The sequence below is a fragment of the Amycolatopsis sp. NPDC059657 genome (genome assembly GCF_042734395.1).
GTDB lineage: Bacteria > Actinomycetota > Actinomycetes > Mycobacteriales > Pseudonocardiaceae > Amycolatopsis.
The window spans coordinates 1-13,900 of sequence record NZ_JBHWEB010000028.1; the positions used below are offsets into that span (position 1 = coordinate 1).

At 68.3% G+C, this 13,900-nt stretch carries 13 protein-coding genes; 10 read left to right on the plus strand and 3 right to left on the minus strand.

Annotated elements, in window-relative coordinates; all coding sequences use genetic code 11:
- Positions 1-214: 214 nt before the first annotated feature.
- Both ACFV15_RS17515 and ACFV15_RS17520 read right to left on the minus strand, forming a co-directional pair.
- Entirely contained in the window at positions 215-958 is a 744-nt protein-coding gene (locus ACFV15_RS17515; RefSeq protein WP_378351496.1) for a zf-HC2 domain-containing protein, read from the minus strand.
- Between the two features lie 6 nt (positions 959-964).
- Entirely contained in the window at positions 965-1,525 is a 561-nt protein-coding gene (locus ACFV15_RS17520; RefSeq protein ID WP_378351497.1) for a sigma-70 family RNA polymerase sigma factor, read from the minus strand.
- Positions 1,526-1,755: 230 nt separating this feature from the next.
- Here ACFV15_RS17520 and ACFV15_RS17525 point away from each other — a divergent pair, with 230 nt between their 5' ends.
- The 6 genes from ACFV15_RS17525 (at position 1,756) to ACFV15_RS17550 (ending at position 6,454) form a co-directional block, all read left to right on the plus strand.
- Positions 1,756-2,313 (plus strand): hypothetical protein, encoded by a 558-nt coding sequence (locus tag ACFV15_RS17525; RefSeq protein WP_378351498.1) that lies wholly within the window; start codon positions 1,756-1,758, stop codon positions 2,311-2,313.
- Positions 2,297-3,028 (plus strand): DUF4142 domain-containing protein, encoded by a 732-nt coding sequence (locus tag ACFV15_RS17530; RefSeq protein WP_378351499.1) that lies wholly within the window; start codon positions 2,297-2,299, stop codon positions 3,026-3,028. Before ACFV15_RS17525 ends, ACFV15_RS17530 begins: the two co-directional genes overlap by 17 nt.
- Positions 3,021-3,581: a hypothetical protein gene (locus tag ACFV15_RS17535; protein WP_378351500.1), complete on the plus strand. Its 561-nt coding sequence runs from the start codon at positions 3,021-3,023 to the stop codon at positions 3,579-3,581. The genes ACFV15_RS17530 and ACFV15_RS17535 overlap by 8 nt, the downstream gene beginning before the upstream one ends.
- Entirely contained in the window at positions 3,578-3,802 is a 225-nt protein-coding gene (locus ACFV15_RS17540) for a ferredoxin (protein WP_378351501.1), read from the plus strand. Before ACFV15_RS17535 ends, ACFV15_RS17540 begins: the two co-directional genes overlap by 4 nt.
- Complete coding sequence (locus ACFV15_RS17545; RefSeq protein WP_378351502.1) at positions 3,795-5,042, plus strand: NAD(P)/FAD-dependent oxidoreductase; 1,248 nt, start codon at positions 3,795-3,797, stop codon at positions 5,040-5,042. Before ACFV15_RS17540 ends, ACFV15_RS17545 begins: the two co-directional genes overlap by 8 nt.
- 212 nt (positions 5,043-5,254) lie before the next feature.
- Positions 5,255-6,454, plus strand: coding sequence for a styrene monooxygenase/indole monooxygenase family protein (locus ACFV15_RS17550; protein WP_378351503.1), 1,200 nt, complete (start codon positions 5,255-5,257; stop codon positions 6,452-6,454).
- A gap of 52 nt (positions 6,455-6,506) precedes the next feature.
- On the opposite strand, the gene ACFV15_RS17555 is transcribed toward ACFV15_RS17550, so the two are convergent.
- Positions 6,507-10,217 (minus strand): hypothetical protein, encoded by a 3,711-nt coding sequence (locus tag ACFV15_RS17555; protein WP_378351504.1) that lies wholly within the window; start codon positions 10,215-10,217, stop codon positions 6,507-6,509.
- A gap of 382 nt (positions 10,218-10,599) precedes the next feature.
- On the opposite strand from ACFV15_RS17555, the gene ACFV15_RS17560 reads away from it, so the two are divergent.
- The 4 genes from ACFV15_RS17560 (at position 10,600) to gntD (ending at position 13,895) form a co-directional block, all read left to right on the plus strand.
- On the plus strand, positions 10,600-11,442 hold the full coding sequence (locus tag ACFV15_RS17560; protein WP_378351505.1) for an ArsR/SmtB family transcription factor: 843 nt from the start codon (positions 10,600-10,602) through the stop codon (positions 11,440-11,442).
- Positions 11,443-11,486: 44 nt separating this feature from the next.
- Positions 11,487-11,699, plus strand: a complete 213-nt coding sequence (locus tag ACFV15_RS17565; protein WP_378351506.1) for an MbtH family protein — start codon at positions 11,487-11,489, stop codon at positions 11,697-11,699.
- On the plus strand, positions 11,696-12,619 hold the full coding sequence (locus tag ACFV15_RS17570; protein ID WP_378351507.1) for a TauD/TfdA family dioxygenase: 924 nt from the start codon (positions 11,696-11,698) through the stop codon (positions 12,617-12,619). The genes ACFV15_RS17565 and ACFV15_RS17570 overlap by 4 nt, the downstream gene beginning before the upstream one ends.
- Before the next feature lie 247 nt (positions 12,620-12,866).
- Complete coding sequence (gene gntD / locus ACFV15_RS17575; RefSeq protein WP_378351508.1) at positions 12,867-13,895, plus strand: guanitoxin biosynthesis L-enduracididine beta-hydroxylase GntD; 1,029 nt, start codon at positions 12,867-12,869, stop codon at positions 13,893-13,895.
- Positions 13,896-13,900 lie beyond the last annotated feature (5 nt).

Sequence of the window (13,900 nt, forward strand, 5' to 3'; positions counted from 1 at the left end):
CACCGCCACACACACCCGAACAGCCTGACCCACACCCCTACGACCAGACCACAGTGGACACACCGGATGCGACGCCGGACACCCCACCACGCCCACCCCGCCACCAACAAGATCAACAACCACGCCAAGATCACCACAAAGATCAACGGTGGATCCAGGCTCACCGTTGCGAACGGGGCGTTGACCACCGCCAGGCCGCATGCGGGCCGAGGGGCTAGGTGGAGATGCTCGCCAGGAGCTGGCCGTTCTCGCCGCGGATCTCGAAGCGTTCGATCTCGCCGGGGCTCAGTGCGGTGCTCCCGGTGACCCGCAGCGGGTCGGGGGAGCCGTCGACGCCGTAACCCTTCACGGGCACGGTCCACGTCGTCACCACCCAAGCCGTGCCGCCGGCGCGTGGGATCGCCAGCAACTGGCAGCGCTTCGGTCCGACGATGCCGCGTAGCTCCAGGTCGACCGTGCTGCCCCACTCGCGGCCCTGCACGACGACCTCCGCGCCCACCGCGCTGCCCGCGTCGGACCAGCCGAACGAGCTCGAGCCACTACCGGGGGCTTGCGGCTTGGCCGAGCTGGGCGCCGCCGGCGCCGACTCGATGGGTGCGACGAGCGTGGTGCCGTCGACCGAGGAGGGCGTGAAGAAGGTCAGCGTGACCACAGGGCCCGCGATGATGAGCGCGACGGCGGCCGCGATCGCCAGCTGGCGGCCACGCCGTCTTTTGCGGCGGGTCGCCGCGGCCTCCTCGAGCAGTGCTCCGAGCACCCTCGGCGCCGGTTCCGGCACCGGCGGGCGTGGCCAGGTCGCCTTGACCCTGTCCAGCACGTCGGGCAGATGGTGCAGCTCAAGCAGGTCGAGCTGGCAGTTGGGGCAGTCCATGAGGTGCTCTTCGAACGCCGCGTTCTCCTTCTCGGAGAGCAGGCCGAGAACGTAAGCGGCGACGTCGGTATGGGTGGTCCCGCCCACCTCAGCTCACCCCCGTTCCTGCAAAGCGCGGCGCAGAGCGCGTACGGCGTGATAGATCCGAGACTTGACCGTACCCGGAGGGACACCAAGTGTCGCGGCCACTTCGTTCACGGTTCGGTCACGCAGATAGGTCTGCTGGAGTGCCTCCCGGTGTTCCGGGGACAGGTTGCGCAAGGCGTCATAGACCACTAACGCGGCGAGTGTCTTCTCCGACTCGTCCGGAACGCCGATGGTGTCCGCGTCGGCCTCCTCGACCTCTTGCGGGCGCGCGCGGCGGCTGCGCCAGCCGTCGATCACGATGCGCCTGGCGACGGTGAAAAGCCACGCGCGGAGCATCTCCGGCTGGCGGTCCAATTTGTCGGCGTTGCGCCAGGCCTTGATCAAAGTCTCCTGCACGACGTCTTCGGCCCACTGACGGTCATGTCCGGTTAAACCCAGAGTGAAGGCCATCAGTGGTCCGCCGAACTCGGCGTACAACGCTTTTGCCAGGTCATCATGGACACTCGAATCGGCGCCGTGATCGACAGTGTCGATGACGGGCTGCAGAGTTCGGCTGTGGCGTCCCACGGAACGACATCCTTACGGCGGCGGGGTTGCTCGTCTAGTGGCAAAACGGACTGAATGTTTTTTGAACCGTGTCGCGACCGTGACCGTATCCCCGTCCGAAGGCCCCCGACAAGCGTTGTTCCCCCGCAACGCCGAAAAAATCCACTATGGACGGTGAATGTCCAAAGTGGATCAAGTGCGCCCTTTTTCCGGCGCGGTCGTGCTTCCCCGGCCCCCGACAGGAGGAAGTCATGAAACTACGCACCACAGTGCGGCTCGCGGTCTGTTTCGCCGCGATGACAGCCGCCACGGCGTGCACTGCCACAGGATCTTCTGGATCTTCGAACACCGGCTACAACCAAGGAACAAACGCAGGTCACGGCGGTATGCAGATGCCGAAGGCCGACCCGAACGAGAAGCCGGCGATCCATGCGGTACGGGCATTCGATCTGGGCACGCTGGTCGTCGACACCCAGGGTCTCACGCTCTACCGCTCCGACAAGGACACCGCCAGCCCGCCGAAATCCAACTGCCAGGGCAATTGCGCCCAGGTGTGGATTCCGGCACGCGCGAACGGTGACCTCGATGTCACCGGCATGGACAAAGCGCTGATAGGACGGGTGACCAGGACTGACGGTAGTGACCAGTTGACGCTCGCGGGCTGGCCGCTTTACCGGTACATCAAGGACGAGATGCCGGGGGAGACCGGCGGCATGGGCGCCGACCAGGTCTGGTACCCGATCGCGCCGGACGGCAAGAAGATCGCGACGACAGTGGATGCGCGGCAGGCCAATGCACTCGGTTTCTGAACGTCTGCGCGCCGCGTCGGTGCTACTGGTCCTGCTGGTGTTCGGCCAGTTCGCGCTCGCCGCCGCGGCGGGTGCCCAGCCGCAAGCTCAGCCCATCACCTCATCCGACGAGACCCTGATCGTGAAGGTGCGTCTGGCCGGGCTGTGGGAAATGCCGGCAGGCGACTGGGCACGCACCCGCGGCGCGAGCCCGCGCGTCAAAGAGGTCGGCATGTCCATCATGGTCGACCACGGCAGGCTCGACGTGCAGGACCGCGCTCTCGCCGCTGAGCTGGGGATCGGCTTGCCTGACCGGCCCACCGCCGAGCAGCAGGGCTGGCTCGACGAGATGCAGAACGCGCGTACACCCGCCGAATTCGACCGTATCTTCGTGAATCGCCTGCGCGCGGCGCACGGCGTGATCTTCAGCGCCATCGCGCAGATCCGGGCAGGCACCCGGAACGACCGCATCCGCGCGTTCGCCACCACGGCGAACCAGGCGGTACTGCGCCACATCACGCTGCTGGAGAGCACCGGGCTGGCCGAGTTCGACGCGCTGCCCCAGCCGCAGCTGAATTCGGCGCCGGCGAGCGCGGCACTCGACCTCAAGGCCACCGACATCATCACCGTCGTCGTGCTGGCCTTGCTGCTGGGCGGCGCCACCGTGCTGCTGCTCTGGCTGATCCGCAACTCACGGACCCGCCTCAAACTTCGACCGGGAGAACTGAATGAGTGACGGCGTCCGGTCCATCGCGCAGATGTCCGCGCGACTGGCCTACGCGTTCATGTGCCTGACCTTGTGCTGGGGCGTGCTGACCGCCACCGGCTGGGTCCGCAATGTCACCGGCCGCAAGGCGCTGCGCGGCGGGCATCTCGCGCTCGCCGTGCTGACCTTGTCGTTCGGCGTGGTGCACGCGCTGAGCTTCCTGTTCCTGTCCACCGGCGCGTTCACGCTGCCGATGCTGACCTTGCCGCTGATGCCGGGCACCATGGCGCGCCACACGATCGGGATCATCGGGCTGGAACTGATGCTGGCGATCGCGATCACCGCGGGCCTGCACCGGTTCACCTCGTACCGTCGCTGGCTGTGGTTGCACCGAACGGCCTATCCGGCCGTGGCGTTGACCGCGTTGCATTCCCTGCTCGGCGCGATCGCGAACGGCAACATCGCGATCCTGTGGCTGGGCGGCATCACCCTGCTCGTGCCGACGGTGACGTTGGCAGTTCTGAGGTTCCTGCCGGTGCGCACCCTCGAGCGCATCGGCCTGGTGGAGGAGCAAGTCGCATGAAATTAACCTTGCGCGCCGGACCGCGGGTCAGCGTCGACAACGACCGCTGCGAGCTTTACGGCATTTGCCAGTACGAAGCACCCGACATCTTCCAGCTCGGCCGCGACGGCCGCCTGCGGTTCCGCCGCCAGCTCACCGAGGCCGACATCGAGCCGGTCATCGCCGCGGCTCGCTGCTGCCCGATGCAGGCCGTCAGAGTGAAAGGTCTGGCCGATGAGTGACGGCGACCGGATCGTCATCGTCGGCGCGGGCGTCGCGGGCCTGCGCGCCGCGGAGCGGCTACGGGAGCTCAACTTCGACGGCGAGATCGTCGTCGTCGGTGACGAGGCCCGCCGCCCGTATCACCGGCCGATGGTGTCGAAGCAGCTCATCATCGGCGCCGCCCGCCCGATCGACGTGTCCTTGCAGGCGTACCGTGACATCGATGTCCGCTGGCGCCTCGGCACCAGGGCGACGCACCTCGACTGCGCCGAGCGCACGGTCTACCTCCCCGGCGGCGAGTCGCTCTGGTACGACGGCCTGATCGTCGCGACCGGCTCGTATCCTCGTCACCTTCCGGGCGCGCCCCGGCACGACCCACGGGTACGCATCCTCCGCACGGTCGACGACGCCATGGCCGTCAAGCGCGCGCTCGGCGTCTCCACCAAGCCCGCGGTGGTGATCGGCAGCGGGCTCATCGGCTGCGAGTTCGCCGCGAGCATGCGCCAGATGGGCCGCGACGTGACGCTGGTCGGCCATTCCGACGCCCCGCTGCACCGGTTCGGGCCGATGATCTCCGAGTCGGTGACGAAACTGCAGCAGAACCATCGTGCGCGGCTGGCGATGAACAGCTCGGTCCGGCATTGGATCAGCACCAAGGACACGGTCGGCATGCATCTGACCAACAACAAGCTGATCGTGGCGAGCTGCGTCATCCTCGCCATCGGCAGTACCCCCGCGGTCGAATGGATGCGCGGCTCCGGCCTCGACCTGTCCGACGGCGTGCTCTGCGAGTCCAACCTGTTCGCCGAAGGCGCCCATGACGTCGTCGTGGCCGGCGACGTCGCCCGCTGGCCCAACCTCCGTTTCGACGAGGAACCCCGCCGCGTCGAGCACTGGATCAACGCGGTCGAGTCCGCCCGCGCGGCCGCCGAGAACCTGCTGGCGGGCCGTGCGGCCGCGAAGCCGTTCACCCCGCTGCCTCGCGCCTGGTCGACGTTGTACGACGTCCGCCTGCAGATGGTCGGCATGCCCTCGCTCGGCGAGGACACGGTCCGCCTCGCCGACGGCCTCACCGGCTTCGTCAGAGCGGGCAGGCTGGTCGGCCTCGCGGGCTGGGACATTCCCCGCACGATGCTCCACTGGACGGCGGAGCTCGAACGCCGTCTGCCCGCTCCCGCCTCGGTCGGCACGCCCGCCGAACCGGCCGCGGAGCCCGCACCCGTCTGGCAGCGGGTCGCGGAAACGCTCAGCGCCGTCTGAGTCAGGCGCCCCCAGGAACCGGCGCGCGATCGGCCCACTCGCGCGTTTCCGGCGTGAGGGTCGCATTCAGGAACTGTGGACTTCTTGGATGCGACCCTCACGACTTTCCCTTTCGGGCAGTGAACCCCGCCCCCGAATACGTCCGAAGTAATCGCTCACGGACGTGCCCTCCGGTCCACAGTGGCGGACAAACCGCCGGAGGGAGAAAACGGATGCGCCGCATCGGCATCATCGGGGCCGGACAGGCAGGATTGCTGCTGGCACTCGGCCTCCAGCAACAGGGCTACGAGACCACGGTCATCACCGACCGCGACGCCACGGCGATACTCGGCGGCCGCGTGCTCTCCAATCAATGCGTGTTCGAACCCGCACTGCGGCACGAACGCGCACTCGGCGTCAACTTCTGGGACGGCACCGCACCCGAGATCGCCGGCGTCTCGTTCACCTCGGGCCCGATCACCTGGAAGACCCCGCTCGACCGCCCTGCCCAATCCGTCGACCAGCGTCTGAAGATGTCCGACTGGCTCGCCGACTTCGCCGACCTTGGCGGTGCGGTCCGGCTCCACAAGGTCACCCCCGCCGACCTCGAGTCCTACGCCCGCGAGTTCGACCTCGTGCTCGTCGCGGCAGGCCGCGGTCCCCAGTTCGATGCACTTTTCGTACGGGACAACGAGTTCTCGCCGTATTCGGAACCCCAGCGGGCGATCTCGATGATGTACGTCGACGGCATCTCGGACCGTGTGTACCCCGGCGTCGACTTCAGCCTGGGGCCGGAGGGCGAGTACTTCGCGCTCCCGGTCCTCACCGCGACCGGCCCCGCCTACGGCATGTACTTCTCGGGAATCCCCGGCGGCCCCTTGGATTGCTGGGACGACGTGGCCGACATCGACCACCACTTCGAGGTCGCCGCCCGCCTGCTCGCCGAGTTCTTCCCGTGGGCCAAGGAACTACTGGACCACGCGACGCCGAACGGCCCGCTCGATCACCTCCACGGCCGCATCACCCCGATCGTGCGCGACCCCATCGGCCGCCTCCCGTCCGGCGCGCTGGTGCTCGCGATGGGCGACACCGCCATCACCAACGACCCGATAGCCGGCCAGGGCGCCAACCTGGCCGCGCACTGCGCCGCCGTCTATCAGGCCCGGATCATCGAACAGGGTGACGCGCCCTTCGACGAGGCCTTCATGCGCCGCAGCTTCGCCGACTTCTGGCCGCTCGCCCGGGTGACGACCCGGTTCAGCAACGACCTGCTCGCGCCGCCGCCTCCGCACGTACTGGCGACATTGGAGACCGCGCAGTCCGTTCCTGCGGTGGCTCACCGGTTCGCGCACCTCTTCGACGACCCGTCGGATTACGAGGGCTGGCTGACCGACGAGGCCGAGGCTTCGCGGTACCTGAGGTCGTTTGCCTGATCAGGGGTCGTGAGTGTTTAGGCCGGTTAGAACCGGCCGTACCACTCACGACCTAGCCGGTCGGGTCGCCGAGGAAGAGCTGACGCTCGGCCGGGGTGAGCTCCCGGGTGGTTCTGGCGTCGGCGAGTGAACGGACGAGGTCGAGTGAGTCGCAGGCCTCGCAATGCCAGACGCGGATGGTGCCGTCGCCGTTGGCGGTGACCAGCTGGCGGCTGTCGGGGGCGAAGGCGACAAGGTTGACCGGGGCGCCGAAGCCGCGGGCGGCGAAGGAGGAGTGGTTGCCCTCGTCGCCCCAGATGCGGATGGTGCCGTCGTCGCCGGTGCTGGCGAGCCAGTTCTCGTCGGCGCTGAAGGCGACGCTCCAGACCGGGCCGCCTTGATGGCCGCGCAGTACGAGTGGGACGCCTGAGCCGTCGGCCCGCCAGATGCGGACCGTTCCGTCGTTGCCGCCGCTGGCGAGCCACTTGCCGTCGGGGGAGAAGGCGACGCTCCAGACCATGCCGCGTTCATGGCCGCGCAGGACCACCGGCGCGGCCGAGCCGTCGACGTTCCAAATACGCACCGTGCCGTCGTAACCGGCGCTCGCGACGCGCTTGCTGTCGGGGCTGATGGCCACGCTGCGGATGCCACCGTCGTGGCCGCGTAAGAGAAGCGGGGTTCCGGAGCCGTCGGTGGACCAGACGCGGAGTATGCCGTCGTTGCCGCCGCTGGCCACCCAATTGCCGTCGGGGGAGAACGCGACGCTCCAGACGAGGCCGCGGTCGTCGGCGGTGCGGACGACCGGCGAGTCGGGCTTGTCCAGGTTCCAGATGCGCAGGGTGCCGTCTTCGCCCGCGCTGGCGACGAGCTTGCCGTCGGGGGAGAAGGCCGTGGCGAGCACGGCTTTGGTGTGTCCCTTGAGGTTGAGGGGATCGCGGCCGTCGGAGGGCCAGACCCGGACGATGGTGTCGTCACCGCCGCTGACGATGCGCTTGCCGTCGGGGCTGACCGCGACGCTCCAGACGGCGCCTTCGTGGCCTTGGAGGACCTGCGGCGCGCCGAGGCCGGTCGGGTCGGAGATCCTGACCGTGCCGTCGGTGCTGGCGCTGGCGAGTTCCTGGCCGTCGGGGCTGAACGCGATACCGGGGACCGAACCCTTGTGGCCGGGGAGCACCAACGGGTCGGTGCTGGCTGTGGTGTCCCAGATGCGCACCGAACCGTCGCTGCCCGCGCTGGCGACGCGCTGGCCGTCGGGGCTGAAGGCGACCGCGTCGACGGTGCCGTTGTTGCCGCGGAGCACCACCGGGTCCTTGCCGGGGTTCTGCCAGAGCCGGACCGTGCCGTCCGTGCTGCCACTGGCGATCTGCTTGCCGTCACGGCTGAAGGCGACGGCGCCGACCGTGTTGCCGTGGCCGCGCAGTATCACCGGTTCGGCTTCGGCGTCCGGGTCCCAGATGCGGACCATCGCGTCGCTGCCCGCCGTGGCGAGTGCCGTGCCGTCCGGGCTGAAGGCGACCGCGAGCGCGCGAGTGTGGCCGCGCAGCACCCGCGCTTCGCCGCCGGTGGCGAGGTTCCAGAGGCGGACCGTGCCGTCGTTGTGTGCGCTGGCGAGCCGTTTGCCGTCGGGGCTGAACTGGACCGCCCAGGTGGTGCCCGACGGCCCGCGCAGCACGCGGGGCTCGACGTCGGAGGTGACGTCCCAGATGAGGATGGCGCCGTCATTGGCGGCAGCGGCCACCGAGCGGCTGTCGGGGCTGAACACGGGAGTACGCAACGGGCCGTTGTGGCCGGCGAGCAGGCGTGGGGTGCTGCCGGGCATGCTGTGGCCGGTGCGTTCCCAGAGCCGGACGGTGCCGTCTTCGCCGCTGGTGGCTTCGAGACGGCCATCGGGGCTGTAGGCGATGCCGTAGGTCGGGCCGTGGCCGGTGGGAAGCACGGCACGGACCTTGGTGTCGACGATCGCCTGGCGCAACGCGGTCGCGGCTTCCTCGGTCGGTGCGGCGTCGACGGCCTTCTTGGCGAGCAGGAGGCCGAGTTCCGGGTCGATCTGGAGCTGGACGCGGGCGGCCGCGGCGAGCTGCCGGGAGTAGGCGGAGTCCTTGCCCGCCGTCGCACGGTCGGCGCGCATGAAGGCCATGCCCGCCAAGGTCGCCAGCATGATCACGACGGTGGCCGCCGCGCCGCAGGTGATGCCGGTGATGCGCAGGCGCCGCCGTCGCGCGGCGCGTTCGCGGTTGACGGTCGCGCGGCCCTCGGTGAGGAAGGCGAGTTCGAGGTCGTTGAGACGGTCGGCGGGGAAGTCGTGATACGAAGCCAGGCGGGTGCCACGGTAGAGGAAACCGTCCTCGCGGCCGTGCTTGTCCCACTCGGCGGCGGCTTCGGTGAGTTTGCGGTGCTGACGCAACAGCTCGCGGTCCTCGGCCAGCCAGCTTCGCAGTAACGGCCAGTTCCGGATGAGCGCCTCGTGCGCGATGGTGACGTTGTCCTCGTCGATCGAGATCAGCCTGGCCTGCGCGAGCTGCTCCAGCACGCGGGAGACCGCGACGCCGTTCGGGTTGTCGAGCAGCTCGCCGTGCCGGGCGCGGCGGCGGGTGTAGTCGGCGCCGTCGGTCAGCGACGTCAGCCGGAGCAGCAGTTCCTTGGCGAACTTCTGGCCCGTCGCGTCCAGCGAGCCGAACGCGCGATCGGCCGTGCGGGCCAGCGCGCCCTGCACGCCGCCGGTGTCGCGGTAGGCGGCGACGCTGAGGATCCGGCCGCGGCGGCGCGTCCAGGTCTCGCGCAACGCGTGTGACACCAGCGGCAACGCGCCCGGCTGGTCGGCCGCGTCCGCGAGCACCGCCTCGACGAGTGCCTGCTCGACCTTCAGGCCGGCGATCGAGGCAGGCTCGAGGATCACCGAGCGTAAGTCCTCCTCGTCCATCGGCCCGACGAGCAATTGACGGTCGCGTAACGCCGCCACCAGCGGCGGATGCTCGGCACAGTGCGCGTAAAAGTCGGCGCGGACGCCGAGTACCACGCGAATACGCCCGTCGATATTGTCGATCGAGTCAAGCAGATCAGTGATGAATTCGTCACGTTCGCGGCGATCCCGGCACAGCGTGAAGACTTCTTCGAACTGGTCGACTATGATGAGCAGCCCTGTTTGCGCGGATTTTCCTTCCAGTACATCCCTGATACGGGAACCGGCGACGGGTGCGCCATGCACCTCCGTCAACTTGGCGAAAAGTTCAGCCGCCGGATACTCACCGGGAGTGATCACCACGGGCAGCCATTCGCGCCCCTCGCCGCTCTTGTCATTCTGCAGCGCGGGAATGAGCCCGGCACGCAAAAGTGAGCTCTTGCCGATTCCGGACGGGCCGAATACGGCGAGAAATGGTGATTCAGTCAGCCTTTTGCACAGTTCGTCGATCAATTTGCCGCGGCCGAAGAACCGTTCGGCGTCCGCACTCTGGAACGTCGCGAGTCCCAGGTAGGGGGCGGTGTCCACCCGGTCTGTCTGTTCTGGACTGTCCTTGGCGCCGAGCTGGGCGTCGAGTGCGCGCCACCGTTCGGCCCACACCGAATCGTCGCCACCGCAAGCACGAACGTAGGCGAGCGTCACCGCGAGCGTCGGGAGCGCGTCGCCGCCCGCGGCCTCGGACAACACGGTGACCGAGTAGTGCGAGCGGCGCGAAAGCTCCCGGTAGCTCGGTCTACCGGCGATCTCCCGCAATTGCCTTAACTCGACCGCGAAAGCCTGCAGCGGGCCCGCGGTGGGATCGATAGCGCGTTCAGGCCGTCCCACGTCGTCCTTCCCCCAGTTGGTTACCAACCCCTGGAACCTGTGTTACACGACTGTTGCTCAAGGTATCGAGCCGATAGGGCGATTGCCGCCGAATGGACCAGGAATAGAGGGCCGTTCGGACGCGTTTTGTCCGGCTCATTGTTTGTCCGGGCACTCGTGAGCACCCCGGACAACTCCTCGGCTGCTAGACCGGGTAGCGGCGCACCGGGCTTTGGGGGCTCGGCGCCGGCGGGTTCGCCGGTGTCACTGCGCCACCGGGCCGCGGTGAGGTTCCCGCTTTCCGTATACGTCGTGTTCCGCAGGAGTGTCGTCCTGGGTGTGGAGCGCACAATTGTATGCGGCGAGTTTTCACGGCGGCCTTGGACAACAAAATGAGGCCTGAATGTTAAGAATCCATTTCACCGTGGAGGATTTGGCGCGATTACGCATGGTCGCGGGGCTGGGCCCGGTCGCGGAGAGTGTCTTCGCGCTCGACCAGTTCGGCAGGACCAGCAGCGTGCCGTTCCTCCGGTGGCGTCGCCAGGTGCGCGGCACACTCGGCACGGCGAAGGACACCCCGCCGCTGGACGAACTCCTGTCACTGCTTGAGCAGGACAGCGATGACCGGCTGGCCGCGAGCGTGTTCGAGTTCTGTTCCGCCGCGGTGATCCCGTACTGGGATCAGGTGCGTGCCCATCTCGAGTCGGTCCGTGACGCGCTGGGCCGGGTCGCGATCACCAACGGTGTCGAAGGCCTGCTGAGCGCGTTGCATCCCAAGCTGAACTGGGCCGCGCCGGTGCTGGAGATACCCAGCGAGACCGACCGCGACATCCATCTCGACGGACGTGGCCTGCTGCTGAGCCCGTCCGTGTTCCTGTTCGGCCGCACCTCCGTGGTGCTGGAATCCGAGCGGACGACCGGTATCCCGGCGCTGGTGTTCTCCGTCCCCGTCACCGGAGATCTCCTGCGCACTGAGGATCCCAACGATCACGCGCTCGAAGCCCTGGTCGGGCACACCAGGGCCGCCGCGCTGCAGGCGCTCACCGAGAGCTGCACGACCGGTGAGCTGTCCCAGCGCCTCGGCATCTCGCTGGCGGGCGCGAGCAAGCACGCGACCGTGCTGCGCAAGGCCGGGCTGGTGATGACCGCCCGCAGCCGCAACTCGGTGCTGCACTCGCTCACCGGGCTCGGCGTGGCGCTGCTGCAGAGCAGAGGGCCGCGCGTGCGCCAGCCCGAAGTCGTCTGAAATCCCCCTTCTCGAAAGACCCCGCTTTTTGAAAGGAATGCATCATGAGCACCAATCCGTTCGAAGACCCCGACGCCACCTACCTGGTGCTGGTCAACGACGAGGGTCAGCACTCGCTCTGGCCGTCGTTCGCGACGGTTCCGGCGGGCTGGACGGTCGCGCTGGCCGAGACGGACCGTCAGTCCGCGCTCGACCACATCACCGCGAACTGGACGGACCTGCGCCCGAAGAGCCTGATCGAGGCGATGGACGCATGAGCGCGCTTCCCCTGATCATCGAGGGTGACGGCGCGTCGATCCACGACCGGATCCAGCTCGACCGCCCCGACATCCGCAAGGCGCTCACCGAGCACGGCGCCGTGCTCTTCCGCGGCTTCGAGGTCGGCGGCGTCGACGGCCTCGACCAGGCCGTGCGCGAGCTCTCCGGCGCGCCGCTGACGTACTCCGAGCGCTCCACCCCGCGCAGCCGGATCAGCGGGAACGTCTACACCTCGACGGATTACCCGCCGCAGGAGGAGATCTTCGCCCACAACGAGAACTCCTACCAGGCCGTGTGGCCGCTGACGCTGTACTTCTACTGCATCGAGCCGCCGCTGACCCAGGGCGCGACCCCGCTCTCGTCGACCCGCGCGGTCTACGAGTCGATCGACCGGGACATCCGCGCCGAGTTCGAGCGGCGCAAGTGGATGACCGTGCGCAACTACAGCGACGAGCTCGGCCTGCCGTGGCGCGAGGCGTTCAACACCGAGGACCGCGCCGAGGTCGACGCCTACTGCGCGCACAACGGCATCGAGACCGAGTGGCTCGACGGGACCAGGCTGCGGACGCGCGCCGTGCGCGAGCCCGCGCACGACCATCCGGTGACCGGCGAGCGGGTCTGGTTCAACCACGCCACGTTCTTCCACGTCAGCACGCTGCCAGCGGAGATCCGCGAAGGACTGCTGGAGATGTGCGGCGAGGAGAACCTGCCCAACAACACCTACTACGGCGACGGCGCGCCGATCCCGGACGAGGTCGTCGAGCACCTGCGCTCGTGCTACCGCGCCGCGTCCACGCGGTTCGACTACCAGCGCGATGACCTGCTGGTCGTCGACAACATGCTCGCCACCCACGCCCGCGAGCCGTTCACCGGGCGGCGCCGGATCGCCGTCGCGATGGCCGAGCCCTCGAACGCCTGACCGGGCCTTTTCGCTGGAGCGTCAAAGGCATAGAGCCCCGCACACGCTTCGGCCAGGCTCCTAGGGGCGTGTTTCACAGGTCTTGTTCGCGATCTCCGCGCCCAGGCGGTCCCTGGCGGCACCGTGCGATCACCCGAGTACAACCCGGTACGAGGGTGATCACACGGCACCGCCAGGAACCACCTGGATCACGAAGCTCATCGAACAGACCTGTGAAACACGCCCCAGAGCGACGAAAGGAAAGCACGTGCAACGCCTGAACCTGCCAGCCGAGGACGTCGACGCGATCTGGACCGTCGTCGACGAGCTCGCGGCCCGTTACGACACCGTCGAGTCCGCCGAGTTCCAGGCGGAGGCCCGTGTCTTCGCCGACGAGCTGCCGCGCCGCGTGCGCCGCGCGCTCAACGACTTCCGGCTCACCGAACCGACCGGCGTCTTCGTGGTGTCCGGGCTGCCGGTCGACGACGCCGACCTCGGGCCGACCCCGAAGCACTGGAAGGACAAGCCGGCGCAGGTCCCGACCCTGCGCTACGACATCGCGTTCTTCCTGATCTCGCATCTGCTCGGCGAGCCGATCGGCTGGGCGACCCAGCAGGACGGCCGGATCATGCACGACATCTTCCCGATCAAGGAGCACTCCGGCGAGCAGATCGGCTGGGGGAGCGACGAACTGCTCACCTGGCACACCGAGGACGCGTTCCACCCGCTGCGCACCGACTACCTCGCGCTGATGTGCCTGCGCAACCCGGACGACGTCGAGACGACAGCCGCCGACATCGCGGACGTTCAGATCGACGACGACCTCAAGAAGGCGCTGTCCGAGGAGCGCTACTTCATCCTCCCCGACAACTCCCACCGCCCGGAGAACGCGGTCGAATCGTCCACAGAGGACGCTCAGATCGCCCAGCTCAAGCTGCGCAGCCGTCAGCGTGTCGAGAAGGCGCTGAGCGAGCCGGAGCCGGTGGCCGTCCTTTTCGGATCGCCGGACGACCCGTACCTCGTCTGCGACCCGTTCTACATGCAGGACGTGCAGGGCGAGGAAGAGGAGAAGGTGCTCGACAAGTTCTTCGCCGCTGTCGACGCCGCGATGGGCGGGGTCGTACTGAAGCCCGGCGAAATCCTCTTCATCGACAACTACCGCGTGGTGCACGGCCGCAAGCCGTTCCGCGCGCGGTTCGACGGCACCGACCGGTGGCTGCGACGGCTGAACATCGCGCGCGATGTGCGCAAGTCGCGGGAATTCCGGCTGAGCGCGGACAACCGCGTCATCTACTGAGCTAG

What these genes read in the sequence shown, in the direction of transcription:
- ACFV15_RS17525 (WP_378351498.1), top strand. Translation starts at nt 1,756, where the DNA reads ATGAAACTACGCACCACAGTGCGGCTCGCGGTCTGTTTCGCCGCGATG.
- ACFV15_RS17530 (WP_378351499.1), top strand. Translation starts at nt 2,297, where the DNA reads ATGCACTCGGTTTCTGAACGTCTGCGCGCCGCGTCGGTGCTACTGGTC.
- ACFV15_RS17535 (WP_378351500.1), top strand. Translation starts at nt 3,021, where the DNA reads ATGAGTGACGGCGTCCGGTCCATCGCGCAGATGTCCGCGCGACTGGCC.
- ACFV15_RS17540 (WP_378351501.1), top strand. Translation starts at nt 3,578, where the DNA reads ATGAAATTAACCTTGCGCGCCGGACCGCGGGTCAGCGTCGACAACGAC.
- ACFV15_RS17545 (WP_378351502.1), top strand. Translation starts at nt 3,795, where the DNA reads ATGAGTGACGGCGACCGGATCGTCATCGTCGGCGCGGGCGTCGCGGGC.
- ACFV15_RS17550 (WP_378351503.1), top strand. Translation starts at nt 5,255, where the DNA reads ATGCGCCGCATCGGCATCATCGGGGCCGGACAGGCAGGATTGCTGCTG.
- ACFV15_RS17560 (WP_378351505.1), top strand. Translation starts at nt 10,600, where the DNA reads ATGTTAAGAATCCATTTCACCGTGGAGGATTTGGCGCGATTACGCATG.
- ACFV15_RS17565 (WP_378351506.1), top strand. Translation starts at nt 11,487, where the DNA reads ATGAGCACCAATCCGTTCGAAGACCCCGACGCCACCTACCTGGTGCTG.
- ACFV15_RS17570 (WP_378351507.1), top strand. Translation starts at nt 11,696, where the DNA reads ATGAGCGCGCTTCCCCTGATCATCGAGGGTGACGGCGCGTCGATCCAC.